This is a genomic window from Schaalia canis (assembly GCF_003858455.1).
GTDB lineage: Bacteria > Actinomycetota > Actinomycetes > Actinomycetales > Actinomycetaceae > Pauljensenia > Pauljensenia canis.
This window is the reverse complement of record NZ_RQZF01000001.1, coordinates 23,393-45,095: the sequence shown is the minus strand read 5'-3', so window position 1 is coordinate 45,095 and position 21,703 is coordinate 23,393. Positions and strand designations below refer to the sequence as shown.

Here is a 21,703-nt window from a genome sequence, read left to right as displayed (position 1 = left end):
CCTTCTTTAAGAGTTGTCCCTGTCATCCTAGCGCTCTAAGCGTAGGCTCCTTCAACCCACCATTGACCTGCACGAAACATCAGAAGCAGGTCCGGCCCTTTTTCTGTTGTGACGCGCATGTAGGCTCTGTGTGTTCTGTCGTGATCCTTTTGGTCCCACCATCGGCCGCGTACAACCCACAGGGGACTCACACTTTGAATGGCGTAGAGGTGGTCTTTTTCCCAATGAGCCAGAGCGGCCGAGCGAGGGCGTGCACGAAGACTCATGTGAGTTGGGATGGCGCTCAGCACTCCTCGCGCGGTGACGACCACCGGCTTGGGGGGTAGGCAGGGCTCTCGCCCAGAGGCACTACCTTGAGCAAGTGAGGAGGCTAGGGGCCCGGGGGTCAGAAGGTGTACCTCCGCCTCTGTGCTTTCTTGATCCTGCGCACTCGATAAAGTGGCGGGAATAGGAGGGTGACAGAGGGTGTCGGGGTTTTGAGTGACGCCTCCTTCCCATTCTCCTTCACAGGAGATTGCCCCTGCCTTGCTGTTTCCCCACGGGCGCAAAAGAGTCCGGCTGCGTGGATCATGTCCTCCTTGGAGGGTCACGCTGAGGGCGGCATCTTCACCGAGTAGGGCCTGAATCTGCGTGATGGCGCGGTCAATGCCCTCTTTGCGTGCTTCTTTTCCCCACAGGTAGTCACTTTCAGGGGCAGAAATAAAATCACTGACAATTACATCAATCGCACTGAGCGGGCCGCGGGGAGCGTCTTCGGAAGACAGGTCATTCAGAGTCATCCAGCCCTGAGCGTGCCATCGTAGGCGCTCAAGGACAATGTGAGTATCGCGCGCATCGCAGCCATTCCAGGTACGGGTTCGGGTTTGTCCGGCCTCACTGTGCAGAGTGATCCTGAGGCTTTGGGCGCTCACGCCACGCGCGCCAAGAGCGTCGGCGATTTCTTGAGCGATGCGCTGCATTGGAATGATCGCATGTTCGACCTGGTATGCAGGAGGGTCAATGCCGCATGAGAATGTGAGTTCGGTACAGGCGCGTTGCCTGTGAGCCAGGTGTAGATCTGAGCCGGTGACACATGCCAGGAGGGACTCCATTGGTCGACCAAAACGAGAGCGCAGAGCGTAAGTATCGGCACGATATAGATCTCGGACATGACTCATCCCGAGTTTGTTGAGAGTGGCGATAAGCGGGGCGAAAATGTCTCCATATCCAGGAAGAAGATAGGGAATACGCTCAAGAGAGAGATCTGCAAGATAAGTCTGACTCTGACCTGGAGGAATGATCTTTCCTGAGCGGGCAGCCAGTAGGGGGGCCAGTGTTCCGTCGGCGATTCCAATGAAGCATTCAACCCCGGTGCGTTGACTCACTGAGTCGATGATCTCTTCTGCTGCCTGTTCTTCACTGCCGTGCCAGCGCGCTGGAGGCCCGATGGGGCCCCAGGCAAGTCCTGGGCGCAATACAGCAATATTGGCAACCTTTTCTTCGCAGGCTTGCACAATTTCTTCAAAGTAAGCGGCTTCTGCGTCAGGATCGGCGCTGCTCATCAGGAGTTCTGGACACAGATGCTGAGCAGTGCGTGTACTCATCCCCGTTCGCACCCCCGCTTGGCGGGCAGCAACAGTGGTGTGGTGTATGCGACCACGTTCAACGAGGACGGCTGGCGCGCCTGGAGGAGTTCCTAGGATCAAGCAGGCTGTGGGCCAGTCAGGTACCCAAAGAACAAAACGCCGTATTCCCCTGGTCATGTTCCCACCATCCGTGAAGAGAGATGCCCTGCCGCATCTACTGCCTGTGAGGTTTGAGGGAAAGGACGCGAGAGTCCCTGCCACGGGGTTGCACTGAGAATGAGGCAGCCCTTTTGTCGAGCTTTTGCTGCAATGCGTTTACGTCCTTGGGCACTGAGTGGAACATCCCCCACACACAGAATGTCCATCGCAGAGGCCAGAATGTAGAGCACTCTTTCACCGAGAACGTCCAGTTCGGGAATAATGACAACCCTGTCGAGATTGAGCCCTTGTTCGCTTAAGCGTTGCCAACCAATCTCGGGTAGTGCTGCAACAGCAACCCAGGACAGAGGGGTGGCACAGTCTAAAAGCGCATCATTAAAGTCTTTTTGTGCTCCTGAAATGAAGTAGATCGTTCCTGGGGGTGTTTTTCTGCCACTTTTTGAGGCAAGCTGGAGGTCAGGACGTGTCTGTGCTATTCCCATAGCGTTGTGTGCGCCCATGAGAATGTCACGAGCGTGCGCAAGTCTATGAACATTTTCTTGCGCCATCGGATGAACACCTCACTCCCCACAACAACTATCGAACACCTGTTCGATGATTGTAGGGGAGGGATCCCGTTTTTGTCGTTTCACACCGGAAGGCCCGGCCATGACATCACTTGACCGCCCCCTTGCTCCTAATCCCTACGACCTTCTCCCTCCCGTCCCCTCTTTCATTCTCGAGTCTGACGATCTGCAGGATGGACAGGCTCTGCCACCTCTTCATAGCGCTGAAGGAGGAAATGTCTCCCCCCATTTGCGCTGGTCAGATTTCCCAGAGGAAACGCAAAGCTTTGTTGTCTCCTGTTTCGACCCCGACGCCCCTACTCCCTCGGGATGGTGGCATTGGACAATCGTTGATCTTGACGCCTCAACAACTGAGCTTACCCAGGGCCAGGGGGGATCAGATCTTCTGCTTGACGGCGCAGCCTTCCACCTGCGCGTCGACCACGGAGGGGCAGAGTATTTTGGGGCCGCTCCCCCACCCCAGGATCGCCCGCACCGCTATATTTTTGCGATCCACGCCCTTGATGTGGAAACTTTAGGGATTGACGATGAAGCCACTCCCGCCGAGTGTGCCTTTCATCTCGCCTTCCATACGATTGCGCGGGCAACCCTTACTGCCACCTACGCCATCGCCTAAGTTCCTCGTCTAAGTTGAGAGCCGATGCTTCACATTATTTTCTTCGAACCAAAGATCCCTGGAAATACCGGCGCAGCAATTCGCCTGTCGGCGTGCACAGGGTCAATGCTCCATCTCATTGAGCCTTTGGCTTTCGATATGGATGACGCGAAGCTACGTCGAGCTGGCCTGGATTATCACGACCTAGCCCATGTGAAAGTTCACCCTTCGCTGGAAGATGCTTTGGCAGAGATCCCTGGCAAAATCTGGGCCTTCACCGGGCACAGCTCCACTCTCTACACCGACATTTCCTACAGCGACGGTGACGGCCTCCTGTTTGGGCCAGAGCCAGATGGACTCCCTCAGTGGGTGCTTGACCACCCCGAAGTAGACGGCCTCGTGCGCATCCATATGCGCCCAGGGGCTCGCTCTTTGAATCTGGCGAACTCCGCTTCTATTGCGCTGTACGAGGCCTGGCGCCAGTGCGGTTTCCCCGGAGGCGCTTGATCTCCCCAGAGCGCCGTATTCCCACACAGCAGTGGGACACATTTTCCTAATGTGGGAGTTCCCACCCTGATTTTTTGCAAAAGAGGGAGGAAAAGCGCGCTCCAGAGTGGGACAATAGGCCCATACGGACATCCCCGTTATTTTCACAATTAAGGAGTGGATTACGTGAGCGAACCCACGTACGACCTCGTCATTTTGGGTGCTGGATCGGGCGGCTATGCTGCTGCCCTTCGCGGTTCTCAGTTGGGCATGACAGTAGCTTTGATCGATGGCGACAAAGTTGGCGGCACCTGCCTGCACCGCGGTTGTATCCCCACCAAGGCTTACCTGCACGCCGCCGAAACCGCTGACGCCGTTCGTGAATCCGAACAATTTGGCGTGTCATCAACCTTCCACGGTATTGACATGGCCAAGGTGGGGGCCTACCGCGATTCAGTCATTACGAAGCTCTACAAGGGCCTGCAGGGACTCCTCGCATCGCGCAATGTTGACATCATCCAGGGGTGGGGCCGACTGGTTTCCCAGGACACCGTCGAGGTTGACGGTCGTCGAATCACTGGCCGTCATGTCATTCTTGCCACCGGCTCCTACTCTCGGTCCATCCCCGGCCTGGAGATTGGTGGGCGCATTATCAGCTCCGATCAGGCTCTCCAGATGGAGTGGGTTCCCCAGAAGGCCATCGTCCTTGGCGGCGGCGTCATTGGCCTAGAGTTTGCCTCCGTATGGCGTTCTTTCGGTGCTGAAGTCACAATCCTTGAGGCACTGCCCCACCTGGCAGCTAACGAAGATGAGGCCATCTCGAAGCACCTGGAGCGTTCTTTCCGTAAGCGCGGTATCGCTTTCCACACCAACACTCGCTTCACTGGTGCCACCCAGGATGAATCAGGTGTCCATGTGACGACCGAGGATGGCAAAACCTTCGACGCTGATGTGTTGCTTGTAGCCGTTGGCCGTGGCCCTGTTACCGCGGGTCTGGGCTATGAAGAAGCTGGCATCTCAATGGATCGCGGTTTCGTTCTCACCAATGACCGTCTCCACACCGGCGTGGGCAATATCTACGCCGTCGGCGACATTGTGCCCGGGCTGCAACTCGCTCACCGTGGTTTCCTTCAAGGCATTTTCGTTGCCGAAGAAATCGCTGGTCTTAACCCTGCTCCCATTGTGGAATCTGGAATCCCCCGCGTGACCTTCTGTGAGCCTGAGATTGCTTCTGTGGGGCTGACTGAAAAGCAAGCCCGTGAACAGTACGGCGATGCTGTGCGTTCCGTTGAATACAACCTTGCAGGCAACGGCAAGTCCAATATCCTTGGTACTACCGGCTTTATTAAGCTGGTTTCCGTTGAGGGTGGTCCAATCGTGGGCTTCCACGGTATTGGTGCCCGCATCGGCGAACAGGTTGGTGAAGGCGAACTCTTGGTGAACTGGGAGGCGTACCCTGAAGATGTGGCTGCGCTCATTCACGCTCACCCCACTCAAAACGAATCCATCGGTGAAGCTGCCCTCGCCTTGGCGGGTAAGCCTCTCCACTCCCATAACTGACCAAAAGTCAACAAGGAGAAGAATCTAATGGCAACCGCAGTGACTATGCCTGCCCTGGGCGAATCCGTCGCCGAAGGAACCGTCACCACTTGGCTCAAGTCCGTGGGCGATACCGTCGCTCTGGATGAACCCCTCGTTGAAGTCGCCACCGATAAGGTTGACTCTGAGGTCCCCTCCCCCGCCGCCGGCGTTCTGCTGGAGATCCTCGTTGGTGAGGATGAAACCGTTGAGGTTGGCACCACCATCGCCATGATTGGTGATGCCTCCGAGGCCTCCGCCCCTGCACCCGCTGCAGAAGAAGCCCCCGCTGCACCTGCACCGGCTGCACCTGCTGCCCCCGCCGCTGAAGCACCGGCTGCGCCGGCAGCCGCAGCACCTGCCGCCACCCCGGCTTCAGGTACCGAGGTGACGATGCCCGCGCTGGGTGAATCTGTTGCTGAAGGCACCGTCACTACTTGGCTCAAGTCCGTGGGCGACAAGGTTGAGGCTGACGAAGCTCTGCTTGAAGTGGCAACCGATAAGGTTGACTCTGAGGTTCCCTCCCCGGTGTCAGGCTACCTCGTAGAAATCCGCGTCCAGGAAGATGAAACTGTCGCTGTCGGTACTGTTCTCGCTGTTATTGCTGATCAGGCGGGTGCTCCCGCTGCTGAAGCTGCTCCGGCAGTTGAGTCCACTCCAGCACCTGTTGCCGAACCAGTTCCAGCTCCCGCTCCTTCCCCTGCCCCTGCTCCGGCCGCGCCTGCCGCCCCCGCGCACTCCTTCCCCACCGCTGAGTCTTTGGCTCCCGTAGCCCAAAGCGCTGGCGTGAAGGCTGACGAGGTGCCCGCTCCGGCCTCGGCCATCAATGGCTACGTCACCCCCATCGTGCGTAAGCTCGCACGCGAGGCTGATATTGACCTGGCCACCTTGACCGGCACCGGTGTCGGCGGCCGCATCCGTCGTGAAGATGTCGAAGCTGCTATTGCTGCTCGACAGGCAGTTGCTACTCCCGCTCCCGTGGCTGCAGCTCCCGCTCAAACCCCTGCTGCGCCGGCTGCCCCTGCCGCCCCCGCTCAGGAGCCTTCACCTCTACGTGGAACCACCGAGAAGATGTCTCGTCTGCGCCAGACCATCGCCCGCCGCATGGTGGAGTCGCTGCAGACCGCAGCCCAGCTCACCACCGTTGTCGAGGTTGATGTCACCCGCATCGCAGCCCTGCGTGCACGCAACAAGGACGCCTTCCAGGCCCGCGAGAACACTAAGCTCACCTTCTTGCCCTTCTTCGTCAAGGCCGCAACTGAAGCTCTTGCCTACCACCCCAAGATCAACGCTTCTATCAATGACACCGAGGTCACCTACCACGGCCACGAGCACATTGGTATCGCCGTTGACACCCCCAAGGGCCTCTTCGTTCCCGTCATTAAGGACGCTGGCGAAAAGTCTCTTGCTGATATTGCCCGCTCCATCAACGACCTGGCTGCACGCACTCGTGACGGAAAGATCGGCGTTGAAGAGTTGACCGGCTCGACCTTCACCATTACCAACACTGGTTCTGGTGGCGCTCTCTTCGATACCCCTGTTCTTAACATGCCTGAAACCGCAATCATGGGTGTGGGAACCATCGTCAAGCGCCCCGTGGTGGTCAAGGACGCTGAAGGAAATGACGCTATCGCCATCCGCTCGATGGTGTACCTGTCCCTGTCCTACGATCACCGTCTGGTCGACGGCGCTGACGCGGCTCGCTACCTCATGGCTGTGAAGAAGCGCCTAGAGGAGGCAGCTTTCGAAGCGGACCTCGCCTGAGGCTACTCTGTCGCCGTTAAAGACAGCGGCTTAAAGGTGGGGGCCACACGCTCATGCGTGTGGCCCCCACCTTTTCTTCGCCATGATCCCCACGAGCGCATCAGGCTACTTCTGAAGGGCATGCACTGCTTTCCACGGATTCCCGGCAAGGTCAAGGGCGAGCATCTGTTCCTCTCCTGCTGGGATCTGCACGCATGTCCCCTTCTGGCAACGCTCGTGAACGTTTTGACGAAGGGTAACTTCCACCCTGGCAACATCCTCGGTGCAGGTCTGAACAGATAAAGCTCTCACCTCCGTTGTAAAGCCATGAATACTTATCTCTTCCTCACGAAGACGACGGATAAGAGTTTCGTCTGCACTCAGTAAGGCTCCATCAAGCGCTTGCGACAAGCTGCCAGAATCAGCCTTGTTGAAAGCCTGATCTCGAAGCGTCATGATAGCGCTGACTCTGGCCGCTATCTCATCGCCATCGCAGAAGGATCCTCGATCAACTCCTTCTGCGTAGGGGAGATTTTCCGTGTGCGCTGCACGCTGCTCAAGGCTTTTTCCTTTGACGACTTCACGCGATTCGAGTGCGCCAGACTCCCCTGCGCCTGACTCCCCTGCGCCAGAGTCCCTTGTACCAGGATGCCCCTGCGTACTTGCGCCCTGTTCTCTCGCGCCTTGTGTGTTTGGGGCCTGAGTGTTTGGCGCCTGTGTGTTTGTCTTTTGAGTAGAGAAAGCGGCGTTTTCGGCGCCTTGAGCTGTTGCGACAGCGTATCCAGCTCCGGCGAGAATCGACAGTGTCACGATACCGGCGCTCAGAAGAATCGCGGGACGTATTCGCCCCCATCGCGCTCCAGAAGATGCGCGAGCGGAGCGCTCCCTCCTGCTCAACATCTTTTCAGGCGAACGCAGTTGTGTTTCCGGCAGCGTGGCGTGGAGTCGCAGGCGAATCGCCGGATCCTTTACCTCACCGATCCCCTCTGTGGCCAAAAGAGCATCGCGTATTTTTTCAACAGCATCAATATCAGCTTCCATGCTGGGTGATTCCCGCGAGCTCCATCCCTCCGTTCCAGCATGAAGCTCAGGATCGTCACACAGGTCGATGATGACAGCCCTGTTTCCCGGAGCGATGATGATGTTATTTGGGCTGAGATCCCCATGCACCAAACCCACGCGGTGCATCGCCTCGACGCCTTCGCAAATGCCCTGATAGATCCTATGTCGAGCAGCTTTCTCGCGGACGCCACCATTAGCTAAAAGAATGGAGAGAGACTCACCCTCAATGCGTTCTTGCACCAAAGCCCAGCGTCCGTCCTCATGACGAACAACATCAAGAAGACCCGCAACATGCGCACTGGCAATACTCGCCCACTGCCGCCAGCGATCACTTCTTTCTTCACCTTCTGCTGGAGCATGAAAAGAGATAAGTACATCGCGTCCCTGTGCATCTCGTGCAGCCCACAGCGGCCCACCTCCACGGAGGTAGGCAATCTCACCAATTTCGTAGCCATCGACGTCCATAACTCAAGAATGGTGACTATTGCACGCTTCTCCAAGTGACTCTCACGATCTGTGGATAACTCTGCCGTCCCCGTAGTCATCGTTCACGCGATAAAATGGCTCCCGTTACCTCGCCTCGCGAGGCACGCCCACATGCTCCCCACGATGGGACCCTTGTGGGCAGTCGATTATTCGGAGCACACACGTGCAAACCTCACCTTTCCGCGCTCTTGCGCACTACCGATCCCTCCCTCAGATCGTCAGTTGGCGCCGCCTCCTCGTTGCAGCCGCGGCACGCGCCTCTTACGCCATGGTTCCTTTAGGAACGATGAGTGCAATCACTTCGTCTACCGGCTCAGTGGCATTAGGTGGTCTCGCGACCGGCGTCGTCTCTTTGTCGACAGCACTCGCCTCCCCCTTTATCGGACGCTGGTCTGACTACGCCGGTCAGAGGCGGATGCTTCTCATCATGACGCCCCTATCGGCACTGTCATTAGGGCTTTTGCTACTGTCAGCCCTGATGGGGTGGTCAGACTGGCGCCTATGGCTGTCCTGCCTTCTTGCTGGCCTCACATCGCTACCAATTGGTTCTCTTACACGCGCCCGCTGGGTATCGCATTCGTTGACTCCGCGCCTTTTGGCTACGGCGTTTTCCTACGAGTCCATGGTCGACGAGCTGATGTTTGTCTTTGGCCCCGTTCTAGTTGGCCTCACTGCGGTATTTTTCCCCGCAGCTCCACTCGCTCTTGCTGTTGCTCTAGTGAGTGTGGCAGGCGGCCTTTTTGCTTACCATGCTCCGCGCATGTTGACTGATTCTCAGATTGCTGAGGGGCAACGGCGTCCAAGTATTCCCCGTGTTCTATGGGCAATTGCCCCTGCGATTGTTGCGATGACTGCCATTGGCACTCTCTTTGGTTCCACTCAGGCGGGTCTTACAGCTCTTGCTTCTGCTATTGGGGCTCCTGGGCAGGCTGGTGTTGTCTATGGGGCGATGGGCATTGGTTCAGCAATTATGGCGATCATGGTAGTGGTGATTCCTGAGTCCATGACTCCACCGATGCGAGTCGCTTTTCCGGCTCTTTTTGCGGGGGTGGCAATGTGGATAGCCAGCCAGCTTTCCTCAATGGCGGTGATTGCGGGCGTGCTTTTCCTTGCCGGTCTCAATATTGGCATCATGCTGGTTACCTCGTTCACCAATGCCGAACGTTTGTCGCCCCCAGGAGGTTTAGCGGTTGCGATGACGGCGATGCCTGCGGCTATCACCATCGGAGTCTCAGCGGGGTCAATCTTTGGTGGTTTTGCTGCCTCCGAAGCGGGTCCACACGCTGCTTTCCTTGTCTCCGTGGCGGCGTGCGCGGTGGCCGCGCTGAGCGCACTTCCGCTTATTGCGCGTTCGCGCGCTACTACGTAACGAGGTTTTCGCGTGGGGAAGCCTCGCCCCTCTCTGAGTGGTCTTTTCCGGGTGGTCTTTCGCCTGCAGACGGAGAAACACCGGGGTGGACATGTTCAAGCACATGGCATGAAGTATTCATATTGTCGGAGAACACGCTAAGATCAAAGGGCTATGGCTGATAAGACTCCCTCCCCCGTGAAGAAGCGTCGTTGGTACCACAATCTGGCCGACGCTTATCGGATTACTGCACGCTCTTACCCGTGGTTTAAATGGGTACTTGCTGCTGTCGTCGTTGTTTCGATTGCGCTGAGCATCGTGATTGCTGTTCTGTCTGAGGGCAGCATTATCCTGTGGATCCTCATGGGTGTGATGACCGGCATCCTTCTTGCAACCCTCCTTCTGTCGTACTTCGCCCCCCGAGCGATGTACATGCAGATCGAAGGAACCGTTGGAGCCGTCTACGCCGTTTTGAGCCAGATTAAGCGTGGGTGGATTGTTCACGAGCAACCCATTAATGCCACTCGTGAGCAGGATCTGGTGTGGCGTATTGTTGGCCGTCCTGGTGTCGTATTGATTTCTGAGGGGCCATCCTCCCGCGTTCGTCCGCTGCTTGAAGCAGAACGCAAGAAGGTTCAGCGTGTGGCTCAGAACGTGCCCGTGCATGTCCTGCAGGTTGGCACCGGCGAGGGACAGGTTCGGCTCGCTGACCTTCAGTCACGTTTGCGTAAGTTTAAGAATGTGTTGACCCGTGAAGAAGTGCCTTCTGTGAGTCAGCGTCTGAATGCTTTGACCTCAAAGAGCGCTCCTATTCCTAAGGGGATTGATCCCAATCGAGTGCGTATGAATCGCCGAGCATTACGCGGACGCTGATTTTCCTCCGTGCATGATGGCCCTCCCGTTCTGTCGGGAGGGCCATCATTGTCATCTCTGCGGTGTTTTGGAGCATTGGCATGCCGTGTCTCTTATATCGAGACATCCCAACGCATATTATGCGAATATGCGCATACTTGTCATAGTTGCTCCACAAAGAAAGGCACTCCCATGAAGAAGCTGAACGCACTCATCGGTTTCACCGCTGCCGCTACTCTGGCTTTGGCTGGCTGCGCAGACCCCACAACCGGTGCGACACAAAGCGCAGCCGATTCAAGCGCTGGCGCTGGCGTTGCAGGCATCACCCCCTTTGATGTCTCGACGCTCTCAGAGGTTCCCGAAATTGCCGCCCTTGTTCCTGCAGACATCAAGGAGAAGGGCATTCTTACCAACGGCGCCTCCACCGACTATGCCCCCGGCGAATTCCGTGGCGATGACGGTCAAACCCCCGTCGGCTACGACGTTGACCTGGTTAAGGCCATCGCAAAGGTGATGGGCCTCAAGGACGGCCAAACCAGCCATGCGGAGTTCCCCACCATCTTGCCCGCACTCGGCACGAAGTTTGACGTGGCAGCATCTTCCTTCACCATCACCCCTGAGCGTCTTGAGCAAGTCAACATGATCTCCTACGTTGAGGTTGGCTCAGCCTATGCCGTGGCAGCAGGAAACCCGAAGGGATTTGACCCGAAGGACCCTTGCGGGACCACTATCGGCGTCCAGAACGGCACTTATCAGCAAGACTATGCTCAGGAGCTCTCTGACAAGTGTGTTGCTGACGGCAAAGCAGCTATCGAGATCAAGCCGGAAGACGTCCAAACCTCCATCGCAACAAAGGTTATTGGTGGGCAATACGACGCCACCTTGGCTGACTCCACGGTGATTGGCTTTACCGTTGAACTTGCCGAAGGCAAGCTCGAACAGATCGGTGAGGTCATTGAGTCTGAGCCTCAGGGGATCGCCGTCGCTAAGGACAATGTTGAACTGGCTAAGGCCGTGCAATCCGCACTTCAGTACCTCATGGATAACGGCCATTTCGCCAAGATTCTCGGCGCCTACGGCGCAGAAGATGCTGCACTGACAACCGCAGAACTCAACCCCGGTAAGTGACCACAGCACACGTCGTGGGATGCTCCAATATGAGCATCCCACGACGTTGCATCACGCGGAAAGACCTCTCTTATGCCCCCTGTGAACAACGGAATCCAATTCCTCGAGGCAAAGCCTGTCCCTCGGCCTGGACGATGGGTTTCTGCCGCCTTTATTGGCCTCATTGCTGTCATCGCTGTGCACTCCCTGGCAACGAATCCCAATTATCAATGGGACGTCGTGGCACAGTGGGTCTTTTCGCAGACCATCGTGAGCGGCGTCTTCTTTACGTTGCTCCTCACCGTCCTCGCAATGGCTTTGGGTACCGTTTTGGCTATCACGATGGCTGTCATGCGCCAGTCGGTCAACCCCATTCTGCGAGCGGTTGCCACCTTCTACATCTGGTTCTTCCGCGGCACTCCCATCTACACCCAGCTCATCTTTTGGTCCTTGCTTCCCAGCCTCTACCCCACGATTGGTATTGGCATCCCGTTCATGGAACCTTTCGTCGAGTTTCCTACCATTGATTACTTCACCCCCCTGTGGATGGCCTTCATTGGCTTAGGACTCAACGAAGGCGCCTACCTTGCCGAAATCATTCGCGCAGGCCTGCTATCTGTCGATAAAGGCCAATGGGAGGCTGCAACAGCTCTGGGAATGCCGCGTCCGATGATTTTCCGCCGCATCATCTTGCCCCAAGCTATGCGTGTCATCGTTCCTCCGATTGGGAACGAGACAATTTCCATGCTCAAAACCACCTCGCTAGTCAGCGCAATCCCCTACACCTACGAACTCACTTTTGTCGCGCGCACAAAGGGTCAGGCGCTCTTCTTGCCGATCCCGCTACTCATTGCCGCCGCCCTGTGGTACTTGCTTATCACCACGTTGCTGATGATGGTTCAAAGCCGTATTGAGCGCCATTTCGGAAAGGGCTTTGACCGACGCGACTCCCCTACTCCCACTCACGATCGCCAGGCAGCGATCAACCGCTCCCACACCACCAATGACGATCCCTTTATCGAGGTAACCCCATGAGCGCTTCAGCAAAGGTCTCACTCCGAGGCGTCCACAAGTTCTTTGACGACCTCCATGTGCTACGCGGTGTGGATCTGGATGTTCAACCGGGTGAAGTCTGTGTCATTCTGGGCCCATCAGGGTCAGGTAAATCGACCCTGCTTCGTTGCCTCAACCAACTGGAAACGATCAGTGCCGGGCGCGTGTATGTTGATGGCACTCTGCTGGGCTATCGAGAGGAAGAAAAAAACGGGCAGGTAGTGCTCCACGATCTACCGGATAAAGAGATCGCCCGACAACGCTCAAAGATTGGCATGGTCTTTCAGCGATTTAATCTCTTCCCTCACATGACGGCATTGGAAAACGTCATGGAAGCGCCCATTCACGTCGCCAAGGTTCCTCAGTCCCAAGCGAAGGCTCGCGCTGAGGAGTTACTCGCTCTTGTCGGACTCGCTGATCGCGCCGACCACTACCCTTCAGAACTATCCGGTGGTCAACAACAACGTGTCGCCATTGCACGCTCGCTGGCCATGGAACCAGAGCTCATGCTCTTTGACGAGCCCACCTCCGCTCTTGACCCTGAGCTCGTTGGCGAGGTCTTGGCAGTCATGAAGAAACTTGCCGAGTCAGGAATGACGATGGTTGTCGTTACCCACGAGGTTGGCTTCGCTCGAGAAGTTGCCGACACTGTCGTGTTCATGGATGGTGGGGTCATTGTCGAGCAAGGTTCCCCTGAACAGGTGATTGATCGTCCTCAGGAGGAGCGCACCAAGGAGTTTTTCTCCAAGGTTTTGTGATCCTCTATTAATGGGTGGCCCGTGGGCTATGCACTGGTATTGTGCAGAGCCCACGGGCCCCGCATTATTCGCTGTAAGAAGTGCAGTCTGCAGATCATCACAATACCGACACACGTCGTACATCATTCATACGCTGTCTTTCATTGTGAGAAGAACGTTACCTTCACCCAGATTGATACTTAGACTCAACGTATGTTTTCTCGATTGACGCGTCGAATGTGTAGCTGAGCACGCAGCCTTAGCCCCAGGTTTATATCTGCGCTCAGATCGAAATAGCGTTACGGCCCCTGCGTGCTCCCTACGTTGATGTAGGTACATGCCCCACGGTCCTTGAAGAAAACAGAACGGTAACGCCATGTCTGCTGCTGCCCGACCTTTCCTTCCTGCCAACACGCAGAACTCTCCCGCACTCTCCCTCGTTCCACCATTATCTTCAGCGCCTCAGGCTCACCGTCAGGGAGGGTGGAGAGAGGGCGATCCAGCCGGCGAACGCCGCTTTGCTGACCTCGGTGGACTCACCTTAGAAAATGGCGACTTCCTGCCGCATGTGCGCCTGGCCTACGAAACCTGGGGCACTCTCAATGAGGATCGCAGCAACGCCATCCTCATCCTTCATGCGCTCACTGGAGATGCTCATGTCTGTGGGAGTGGTGGTGAAGCGACTCCCGGACAGTCCACTGCTGGATGGTGGAACGAGGTCGTTGGCCCAGGCTGCGCTATCGACACGACACAGCACTTTGTGGTTGGCGTAAACGTTCTGGGCGGATGTCAGGGATCAACCGGCCCGTCCTCGTCCAGCATTGACGGACTTGAGTGGGGGTCTCGTTTCCCTCTACTCACCACCCGCGACCAGGTGAACGCTGAAGCGCTTCTTGCCGACCACCTTGGTATTGAGTGCTGGCACACTGTCATTGGAGCTTCTCTGGGCGGCCAACGCGCCTACGAGTGGGCGGTGAGCTACCCTGAGCGTCTTGAACGCCTCATTATTGTGGCCTCCAGCGCACGGGCCAGCGCCGAACAGGCTGCCTGGGCACACACGCAGATCCAGGCCATTACTCTTGATCCCTCGTGGCAAGGAGGTGACTACTACGCCAGTGGTGAAGCGCCTACTCGCGGTTTGGCTCTTGCACGCCAGATCGCCCACACCACCTATCGCGCCCCTGAAGAACTTGCCGCGCGATTCGGTAACGAGGCTCAGCAAGGCGAGAACCCGCTCGTCGGTGGCCGATTGGCCATTGCCTCCTACCTGGACTACCACGGTGAAAAACTTGTGCGTCGTTTCGATGCTGGCTCATATGTTGCCCTGTGCCGGACAATGATTACACATGATGTCGGCCGTGGTAGGGGCGGTCTTGAGCGTGCCCTTGGCCGCGTTCGCGCTGAAACCCTTGTCATTGGCGTGGACTCTGATCGCCTTTTCTACCCGCAGGAAGTGCGCGCCTGCGCGCAGGTGATCCCGGGCGCCCACTATGTTGAGATCACCTCTGCGTGTGGACACGATGGCTTTCTTATTGAATCCGATCAGGTGAGCGATGCTATTTGCCGTTTCTATGCCAATGCGGCACTCAACGATTAGGTGAGCGTCACCAGATCCAGATAGGACTCGTCCCAGAGGTCCTCATCGGCATCGGGTAGGAGCAGAACCCGATCAGGATTCAGCGCTTCAACAGCACCGGGGTCGTGAGTAACAAGGACAACGGCACCTTCATAAGTACGCAGTGCTGAGAGGATTTCCTCACGCGATGCTGGGTCCAGGTTATTGGTGGGTTCATCCAGGAGGAGGACATTAGCTGCCGATACCACCAACGTGGCCAGGGCCAGACGCGTCTTTTCCCCGCCCGAGAGTACCGACGCCGGTTTTTCTACATCATCACCAGAGAAAAGAAACTGTCCCAGAACATTTCGGATCTGCGTATTATCCAAACCAGGGGCTGAGCGGGCCATATTGTCATAGACCGTCGCTTCACCATCCAAGGTTTCATGTTCCTGGGCGTAGTAACCCAATTTAAGCCCGTGACCAGGAAGCACCTCACCGGTATCGGGCTGTTCAATACCGGCCAAAATACGCAGAAGAGTCGTCTTGCCGGCACCGTTGTATCCCAGCACAACGACCTTTGCTCCACGGTCGATGGAGAGATCAACTCCAGCAAATACCTCCAGGGAGCCGTAGGACTTGGAAAGATCTTCAGCACTCAAAGGAACCCGCCCACAGGGTGCAGGCTCAGGGAAACGCAATCGGGCAACTTTTTCTTCTTGGCGTTCCTCGCCCACAGACTCAAGGAGTTCTTGAGCGCGCCTGAGCATCTGCTGGGCAGCGACGGCCTTCGTTGCCTTGGCACGCATCTTTTCCCCCTGTGCGCGAAGCTGCTCAGCTTTCTTCAGGGCGTTGGCGCGCTCACGGCGGCGGCGGCGCTCGTCCTCGGCGCGCTGCTGCAGGTAGGCGGTCCATCCCAGGTGGTAGATGTCGATCACGGCGCGGGTGGCGTCAAGGAAGAACACCTGGTTGACGGTATCCCCCAAGAGTTTCACGTCGTGACTGATAATGATGGCCCCTCCGGGGAAGGTTTTAAGCCAGTCACGCAGCCAAACAATGGAGTCGTGGTCGAGGTGGTTCGTGGGCTCATCCAAAAGCAGCACGTCAGCACCGGAGAAAAGCACACGGGCGAGCTCAACGCGGCGGCGTTGCCCGCCAGAAAGCGTGGCAAGAGGCTGGTCAAGGACGCGATCCTCCAGACCCAGGGCATGGGCAATTTGCGAGGCTTCCGCGTTAGCCGCCCATCCACCCGCGTTGGTGAATTCTTGATCGAGACGCACATAGCGCTCCATCGCCTTGACCTGGCGCGCCCCTTCACTAGTGGACATCTCACGTTCGGCTTTGCGGATGCGGGCAATGATGGTGTCGATACCGCGCACCGAAATAATGCGTTCGCGGGCTTTTTGTTCCGGGTCTCCGGCCTGGGTGTCCTGAGGAAGGTAGCCGACTGTGCCAGAGCGGCTGATCACGCCCTCATGTTCTGCGATGCCGCGATCGTCCTCGCCTGCGAGAAGGCGCATGGTGGTGGTTTTCCCGGCTCCATTACGACCAACAAGACCGATGCGCATTCCTTTGTCAACGCGGAAGGAGGCGTCTTTGACAAGTTCGCGGGCGCCGATTCGCAGGGAGAAGTTCTGGACGTTAATCACTCGTGGAATTCTACCGTGTGCCCCGTGGGTGTTGGCCTTTCGCCCATAGCGCCCTACGCGTTGTGTGCCTTCCCACCCCTATCAAGATGAGAGGAGTAGGCGTCATTAGGCACAATGGTGGGAAAGACTATCGACACCGGAGAGTTCATGCCTACTCAGACTTCATCTACTGCCGCTGCGCTCAATCGGACACCTGCGCTTCCTCGCGCTTACGACGTTGTTGTCGTCATGTTTGTGTCTTTCTTGCTGATCTCAAATATTGCGGCAACGAAGGTGATTGGTATTGACGTAGGTCCAGCTCATCTTGTGTTTGATGGCGGGGCAATCCTCTTTCCCTTCACCTACATCCTGGGGGATGTCCTGGCTGAGATCTATGGTTTCTCGCGGGCACGCCGAGCGATTTTCTTAGGCTTTGCCGCTTCCCTGCTCGCATCCCTTGCGTTCTTCCTTGTCCAGCTTGCCCCCGTCGGCCCCGGTTATGAGAATCAGGCTGCTTTCGAAGCGGTGCTTGGTTTTGTTCCGCGTATCGTTGCTGCGTCTGTGATCGGTTATCTTGCCGGTCAGTTCCTTAATGCTCTGGTTCTTGTGCGCATCCGTCAACGTTGGGGTGACAAGCACCTGTGGGCGCGTCTTGTCGGTTCAACGGTGGTAGGTGAAGCTGCTGACACCATCATTTTCTGCACGATCGCCTTCCTTGGGGTTATCCCTGGTGCTGATTTCCTCAACTACATCATCGTTGGCTATCTCTACAAGGTTGGTGTGGAGATTATTCTTCTGCCGTTGACCTACCGTGTGATCGCCTGGGTGCGTCGCTTTGAAGGACTCACAAACTCCGTGGACGAGGCTCCCTCAACCGGCCTTCCCGCAGCCTCTTTCGCGTCTTCCCCTGCCGCCACCTCCGTTTCCCCCTCGACCACGCAGGAGCCCACCGCATGAACGCCCATTGGATCGAAGCTCCTCTTGCTGAGACAGAGAAAACCTCCGCTGCTGCTTCGTCTTTTTTCCCCGTTTTAGAGGCACCTGCTGTTACCGCTGATCGTGGCTTTACCCTGGGCGAACGCCTCGATACTGGTGCGGGCCTGGGACGCACCGGCGTCATCCACACCGCCCACGGAGACATTGCTACCCCGGCTTTCATCCCCGTGGGCACGAAAGCCAATGTGAAGGCCCTCGTTCCCGAAATGGTGGCGGGTCTTGGAGCTCAGGCTGTCCTGGCCAACGCCTATCACCTGTACCTCCAGCCCGGCTCTGACCTGGTGGATGCCGCCGGTGGTCTGGGGTCTTTTATGGGCTGGCGCGGGCCAACCTACACCGATTCGGGTGGCTTCCAGGTCCTCAGCCTGGGCGCGGGCTTCAAGAAGGTGCTCTCTGAGGAGTTTTCCGGCAATGCCGACACCACGAATGAGGCCCTCTTGCGTCAGGTGGTGAAGGCCTCGCGCGCTGTCGTTGACGATGACGGCGTGATCTTCCACAGCCACATTGATGGTACTGCCCACCGTTTCAACCCCGAGGTGTCGATGGGTATTCAGCACGAGCTGGGTTCGGACATTATGTTCGCTTTCGATGAGCTGACCTCCCTGTTGCACCCACGCTCCTATCAGGAGGAGTCGCTGGATCGCACGGAAGCATGGGCCGTGCGTTGTCTGCGCGAACACAAGCGCCTGACCGAGGAACGCTCCCACCGACCCTACCAGCAGCTCTGGGGCGTTGTTCAGGGTGCCCAGTACGAGGATCTACGTCGTCGAGCTGCCCGCACTTTGGCCCAGATGGAGGTTGACGGCCAGCGTTTTGACGGCTTTGGTGTCGGTGGAGCGCTGGAGAAAGAAAACCTCGGCACCATTGTTTCCTGGGTGTGTGAGGAGCTGCCCGAGGATCTGCCTCGCCACTTGTTGGGCATCTCAGAACCTGATGACTTCTTCCGCGCTGTCGAGGCCGGTGCCGACACCTTCGACTGTGTGAACCCATCTCGTGTGGCGCGTAATGGGTCCATTTACACGCCTGATGGCCGCTATAACATCACGAATGCGCGTTTCCGTTCAGATTTCACCCCGCTGGTTGAAGGCTGTGGCTGTTACACTTGCACTCACTTCACCCGGGCGTATGTCCGCCACCTTTTCAAGGCAAAGGAGATTCTGGCCTCCACTCTCGCAACGATCCACAATGAGTGGTTCACCGTGCGTTTGGTGGATGGAATCCGACGCTCCATTGCAGAAGGCACCTACGAGTCATTCCGCGACGAGATGCTGGGCCGCTACCGTGTCGGCGCCTTGGCAGCAAAGAGAGGCTGACCATGAGTTTCAATGAGAGCGTTCGATCAGACTCCTCCCGAGTGAGGACCTCCGGTGGTCGAGGCCGCGCCGCAGGCCTTGGCGGCGGGTCCATCCTGGGCGTCATCGCACTATTCCTGATCTCTCAGTACACGGGTATTGATCTGACCTCGATGCTGTCAGATAGCCCCGTTGCTCAAGGTCCCACGCAAAGCGCCGTTGACCTGTCTCATTGCAAGACAGGCGCCGATGCGAATGCCTACACCGAGTGCCGTATGGTCACCACTGCTGATTCTCTTGACGTGGTGTGGAATGCGCAGTTGGCCCAGCAGCAGACAGGCGTGCCCTATAAGATGCCCGGCTTTGAGATCTTCAGGAACTCGGTATCGACAGGCTGTGGGAATGCGACCTCGGCGGTCGGCCCCTTCTACTGCCCAGCCGACCACACGGTATACCTCGATCTTGATTTCTTCACTCAGATGGAACGCGATTTTGGCGCCGCTAACGCTCCTCTCGCGCAAGAGTATGTGGTCGCCCACGAGTGGGGTCACCACATCCAGAATATTTCGGGCGTCTTTTCTCGCTACAACACTCGCGAGGCTGGCCCCAATGGTGGCGGCGTGCGTTCAGAGCTGCAGGCGGACTGCTACGCGGGCGTGTGGATGCACTGGGCGTCAAACACGGTTGATCCAGAGTCAGGAACGGCCTTCCTCAAGACGCCGACATCAGAGGAAATTGCTCAGGCTCTGCAGACCGCTCAGGCCATCGGTGATGACCGTCTGCAAGAGCGCTTCCAGGGCAGTTCTAATCCAGAGTCTTGGACGCATGGCTCGGCAGAGCAGCGTCAGAAGTGGCTGATGCACGGCTTGAGTAATGGTTCTATTGCTGCCTGCAATACGTGGGAAGCCCGCTCGCTCTGACCTGCGCCGCTACGGGCAAGGCGCGCACCGATCGCTCACGTGTGAGCACGTGGCTTTGTCTTTTTACGCTGGAAGTGTCAGGGGCGGCCTCGCAACAGGAGTACCCTGGGAAGGTAATTCGTCGTCGAAGGGAATAGTTATGGCCGCGAGCATCGTTGAGCAGGCGCACGCGCACTACGATCCGGGCTGTCCCTACGAGATCCCTCTCCCTGAGGCCTCTCTTTTTGCCTTACTTGACGATGCTGCCCGCCTCTACCCCACGCGCACGGCGATCGACTATTTCGGGGCGACCACCACTTACCAAGCAATCCATCACCAAGTCCTTTGTGCCGCTCAAGTGTTGTCTGAGGCGGGGGTGTCAAAGGGTGACGTGGTGGCCATCGCACTGCCAAACTGTCCGCAGGCCTTCGTTGTTTTCTGGGCGTGTATGCGTATTGGCGCGGTAGCCGCGCAGCATAATCCTTTGGCTCCCGCTGCCGAAGTCAAGGGGCAGTTGGAGCGTCACGGTGGACGCGTGGCTGTCGTGTGGGAGAAGTCTGTTGAGGCATATCCGCTTGATGGCTCGACCTCGATTGAGCAGGTCTTCACCGTTGATATTTCAGCGCATATGCCGACCGGGCATCGTTTCCTGCTGTCGTTGCCGGTGGCGAAAGCACGCGAGACTCGCGCTCAGATGCGTGGCGAGGTTCCCGCGGGCACACGTTCGTGGGATCGTGCGGTTGCGGCGGCTTCTCCACTGCCTGATGCCACTCCTCATGCGTCGGTGGAAGATCGTGCGGTCATTCTTCATACGGGTGGCACGAATGGCGTTCCTAAATCGGTGCCGTTGACGCATCTCAATATTGGCGCCAACGTCAACCAGAATGTGTTCTGGGTGTGGAAGCTGCATGAGGGGGCCGAGACCTTTTTGTCAGCCCTGCCTTATTTCCATGCTTTTGGCCTGACATTGTTGTTATGCTGTGCTGTTCGTTTGGCTGCTACTCAATTGGTGTTGCCAAAGTTTGACGCTGAGCTTACGTTGGAGGCAATGCGCCGAAGGCCGGTCACCTTCATGCCTGGTGTGCCCCCCATGTTTGAGCGTATTTTGCTGGCGGCAGAGAAGGCCGAACAGCCTTTGAGCTCTGTTCGTTGGTCGGTCTGTGGTGCGATGCCGCTGTCAGGAGCGTTAGCTCGGCGCTGGGAAGAGTACACGGGCGGAGCCATTATTGAAGGCTACGGCCTGTCGGAAACCTCCCCAGTGTCCTGCGGCTCTCCACTGTCCCCCAATCGCCGTCACGGCGTGTTGGGCTTGCCCTACCCGTCAATGGAGATTCGCCTGGTTGATCTGGAGGATCCTTCCCGCGACGTGGAAGATGGTGAGGCTGGCGAGATCCTCCTCAAGGGTCCAAATGTGTTTTCAGGTTACCTTGATGCCCCCGAAGAGAATGCTCAGGTCTTCACAGAGGACGGCTGGTTCAGGACGGGCGACGTCGGTGTGAATGAGAACGGCTACATTGTCTTGTCTGACCGGAAGAAGGAACTGATCCTGTCGGGCGGCTTTAATGTCTATCCCACTCAGGTGGAGCAGGCAATCCGCACGATGCCCGAGGTTGAAGATGTCGCTGTCATTGGCCTGCCTGCTGGAGATGCACGCGAGGAAGTGACGGCCGCGATCATCCTCAAGAACGCTGCGGAGGCCCTCTCTTTGGACCAGGTACGCGCATGGGCAGAGCGAGTTCTTCCCCATTATGCACTCCCCCGCCGCATTGAGTTCATCCTTGATTTGCCCCGCAATCAGCTCGGTAAGGTTCAACGTCGCCTCGTCAAGGAGCACATCATCAGCCGCCTGCGTGGCAAGTAGAGTCGTCCTCCCCGCACATTAAGGGCGCACGCATGTGCGAACCAAAAAGCCTTGTCTCGTCTCCGAGAAGAAAACCGCCAGCGTACAAAGACCGCCAGGGCGCACTGGGCTACTCACTTCTTTCAGCGTGCGTAT

Annotated in this window: 18 protein-coding genes; 14 read left to right on the top strand and 4 right to left on the bottom strand. The window is 57.4% G+C overall.

Translation table 11 applies throughout. The features are described 5' to 3' along the window. Positions 1–35: 35 nt before the first annotated feature. Together EII11_RS00200 and EII11_RS00195 are read right to left on the bottom strand one after the other, a co-directional pair. A complete protein-coding gene (locus EII11_RS00200) occupies positions 36–1,742 on the bottom strand; it encodes a DNA polymerase Y family protein (protein ID WP_124867423.1) in 1,707 nt (568 codons plus the stop codon). Beyond that, the gene (locus EII11_RS00195; RefSeq protein WP_124867421.1) at positions 1,739–2,272 is read right to left on the bottom strand and encodes a hypothetical protein; all 534 of its coding nucleotides are present in this window, start codon (positions 2,270–2,272) and stop codon (positions 1,739–1,741) included. The genes EII11_RS00200 and EII11_RS00195 overlap by 4 nt, the downstream gene beginning before the upstream one ends. Before the next feature lie 100 nt (positions 2,273–2,372). On the opposite strand from EII11_RS00195, the gene EII11_RS00190 reads away from it, so the two are divergent. The 4 genes from EII11_RS00190 (at position 2,373) to sucB (ending at position 6,713) form a co-directional block, all read left to right on the top strand. After that, positions 2,373–2,906 (top strand): YbhB/YbcL family Raf kinase inhibitor-like protein, encoded by a 534-nt coding sequence (locus tag EII11_RS00190; RefSeq protein WP_124867419.1) that lies wholly within the window; start codon positions 2,373–2,375, stop codon positions 2,904–2,906. Positions 2,907–2,930: 24 nt separating this feature from the next. Next, positions 2,931–3,392 carry a tRNA (cytidine(34)-2'-O)-methyltransferase gene (locus EII11_RS00185; RefSeq protein ID WP_124867417.1) on the top strand — a complete coding sequence of 154 codons (462 nt, stop codon included), beginning with the start codon at positions 2,931–2,933 and terminating at the stop codon, positions 3,390–3,392. 165 nt (positions 3,393–3,557) lie between these two features. Further along, positions 3,558–4,931, top strand: a complete 1,374-nt coding sequence (gene lpdA, locus EII11_RS00180; RefSeq protein ID WP_124867415.1) for a dihydrolipoyl dehydrogenase — start codon at positions 3,558–3,560, stop codon at positions 4,929–4,931. Between the two features lie 27 nt (positions 4,932–4,958). Beyond that, the gene (gene sucB / locus EII11_RS00175) at positions 4,959–6,713 is read left to right on the top strand and encodes a 2-oxoglutarate dehydrogenase, E2 component, dihydrolipoamide succinyltransferase (protein ID WP_124867412.1); all 1,755 of its coding nucleotides are present in this window, start codon (positions 4,959–4,961) and stop codon (positions 6,711–6,713) included. A gap of 105 nt (positions 6,714–6,818) precedes the next feature. On the opposite strand, the gene EII11_RS00170 is transcribed toward sucB, so the two are convergent. Then, a complete protein-coding gene (locus tag EII11_RS00170) occupies positions 6,819–8,219 on the bottom strand; it encodes a protein kinase domain-containing protein (RefSeq protein WP_124867410.1) in 1,401 nt (466 codons plus the stop codon). Positions 8,220–8,403: 184 nt separating this feature from the next. Here EII11_RS00170 and EII11_RS00165 point away from each other — a divergent pair, with 184 nt between their 5' ends. The 6 genes from EII11_RS00165 to metX all read left to right on the top strand — a co-directional run bounded on the left by EII11_RS00165 (position 8,404) and on the right by metX (position 14,934). Next, positions 8,404–9,609 carry an MFS transporter gene (locus EII11_RS00165; protein WP_124867408.1) on the top strand — a complete coding sequence of 402 codons (1,206 nt, stop codon included), beginning with the start codon at positions 8,404–8,406 and terminating at the stop codon, positions 9,607–9,609. Positions 9,610–9,762: 153 nt separating this feature from the next. Beyond that, complete coding sequence (locus tag EII11_RS00160) at positions 9,763–10,461, top strand: DUF4191 domain-containing protein (RefSeq protein WP_124867406.1); 699 nt, start codon at positions 9,763–9,765, stop codon at positions 10,459–10,461. Positions 10,462–10,632: 171 nt separating this feature from the next. Then, complete coding sequence (locus EII11_RS00155) at positions 10,633–11,568, top strand: ABC transporter substrate-binding protein (RefSeq protein WP_124867404.1); 936 nt, start codon at positions 10,633–10,635, stop codon at positions 11,566–11,568. A 72-nt stretch (positions 11,569–11,640) separates the two neighbouring features. Continuing rightward, positions 11,641–12,582, top strand: coding sequence for an amino acid ABC transporter permease (locus tag EII11_RS00150; RefSeq protein ID WP_124867402.1), 942 nt, complete (start codon positions 11,641–11,643; stop codon positions 12,580–12,582). Continuing rightward, positions 12,579–13,358, top strand: a complete 780-nt coding sequence (locus EII11_RS00145) for an amino acid ABC transporter ATP-binding protein (protein WP_124867400.1) — start codon at positions 12,579–12,581, stop codon at positions 13,356–13,358. The genes EII11_RS00150 and EII11_RS00145 overlap by 4 nt, the downstream gene beginning before the upstream one ends. Positions 13,359–13,713: 355 nt before the next feature. After that, complete coding sequence (metX, locus tag EII11_RS00140; RefSeq protein ID WP_124867398.1) at positions 13,714–14,934, top strand: homoserine O-acetyltransferase MetX; 1,221 nt, start codon at positions 13,714–13,716, stop codon at positions 14,932–14,934. Here the strand turns inward: metX and EII11_RS00135 are convergent. Then, entirely contained in the window at positions 14,931–16,541 is a 1,611-nt protein-coding gene (locus EII11_RS00135) for an ABC-F family ATP-binding cassette domain-containing protein (protein ID WP_124867395.1), read from the bottom strand. The genes metX and EII11_RS00135 overlap by 4 nt on opposite strands. Before the next feature lie 147 nt (positions 16,542–16,688). Between EII11_RS00135 and EII11_RS00130 the strand changes: the two genes are divergently transcribed. The 4 genes from EII11_RS00130 to EII11_RS00115 all read left to right on the top strand — a co-directional run bounded on the left by EII11_RS00130 (position 16,689) and on the right by EII11_RS00115 (position 21,568). After that, positions 16,689–17,477: a queuosine precursor transporter gene (locus tag EII11_RS00130; protein ID WP_124867393.1), complete on the top strand. Its 789-nt coding sequence runs from the start codon at positions 16,689–16,691 to the stop codon at positions 17,475–17,477. Next, complete coding sequence (tgt, locus tag EII11_RS00125) at positions 17,474–18,829, top strand: tRNA guanosine(34) transglycosylase Tgt (protein WP_124867391.1); 1,356 nt, start codon at positions 17,474–17,476, stop codon at positions 18,827–18,829. Before EII11_RS00130 ends, tgt begins: the two co-directional genes overlap by 4 nt. A 2-nt stretch (positions 18,830–18,831) precedes the next feature. Beyond that, positions 18,832–19,728, top strand: a complete 897-nt coding sequence (gene ypfJ / locus EII11_RS00120; protein ID WP_124867389.1) for a KPN_02809 family neutral zinc metallopeptidase — start codon at positions 18,832–18,834, stop codon at positions 19,726–19,728. A gap of 139 nt (positions 19,729–19,867) precedes the next feature. Beyond that, the gene (locus EII11_RS00115; protein WP_124867387.1) at positions 19,868–21,568 is read left to right on the top strand and encodes an AMP-binding protein; all 1,701 of its coding nucleotides are present in this window, start codon (positions 19,868–19,870) and stop codon (positions 21,566–21,568) included. Positions 21,569–21,703: the final 135 nt, after the last annotated feature.

Coding starts and splice junctions, on each gene's coding strand:
- EII11_RS00190 (WP_124867419.1), top strand. CDS start 2,373: ATGACATCACTTGACCGCCCCCTTGCTCCTAATCCCTACGACCTTCTC.
- ypfJ (WP_124867389.1), top strand. CDS start 18,832: ATGAGTTTCAATGAGAGCGTTCGATCAGACTCCTCCCGAGTGAGGACC.
- EII11_RS00115 (WP_124867387.1), top strand. CDS start 19,868: ATGGCCGCGAGCATCGTTGAGCAGGCGCACGCGCACTACGATCCGGGC.
- EII11_RS00160 (WP_124867406.1), top strand. CDS start 9,763: ATGGCTGATAAGACTCCCTCCCCCGTGAAGAAGCGTCGTTGGTACCAC.
- EII11_RS00200 (WP_124867423.1), bottom strand. CDS start 1,742: ATGACCAGGGGAATACGGCGTTTTGTTCTTTGGGTACCTGACTGGCCC.
- EII11_RS00185 (WP_124867417.1), top strand. CDS start 2,931: ATGCTTCACATTATTTTCTTCGAACCAAAGATCCCTGGAAATACCGGC.
- metX (WP_124867398.1), top strand. CDS start 13,714: ATGTCTGCTGCTGCCCGACCTTTCCTTCCTGCCAACACGCAGAACTCT.
- EII11_RS00130 (WP_124867393.1), top strand. CDS start 16,689: ATGCCTACTCAGACTTCATCTACTGCCGCTGCGCTCAATCGGACACCT.
- tgt (WP_124867391.1), top strand. CDS start 17,474: ATGAACGCCCATTGGATCGAAGCTCCTCTTGCTGAGACAGAGAAAACC.
- EII11_RS00155 (WP_124867404.1), top strand. CDS start 10,633: ATGAAGAAGCTGAACGCACTCATCGGTTTCACCGCTGCCGCTACTCTG.
- sucB (WP_124867412.1), top strand. CDS start 4,959: ATGGCAACCGCAGTGACTATGCCTGCCCTGGGCGAATCCGTCGCCGAA.
- EII11_RS00145 (WP_124867400.1), top strand. CDS start 12,579: ATGAGCGCTTCAGCAAAGGTCTCACTCCGAGGCGTCCACAAGTTCTTT.
- EII11_RS00170 (WP_124867410.1), bottom strand. CDS start 8,219: ATGGACGTCGATGGCTACGAAATTGGTGAGATTGCCTACCTCCGTGGA.
- EII11_RS00150 (WP_124867402.1), top strand. CDS start 11,641: ATGCCCCCTGTGAACAACGGAATCCAATTCCTCGAGGCAAAGCCTGTC.
- EII11_RS00195 (WP_124867421.1), bottom strand. CDS start 2,272: ATGGCGCAAGAAAATGTTCATAGACTTGCGCACGCTCGTGACATTCTC.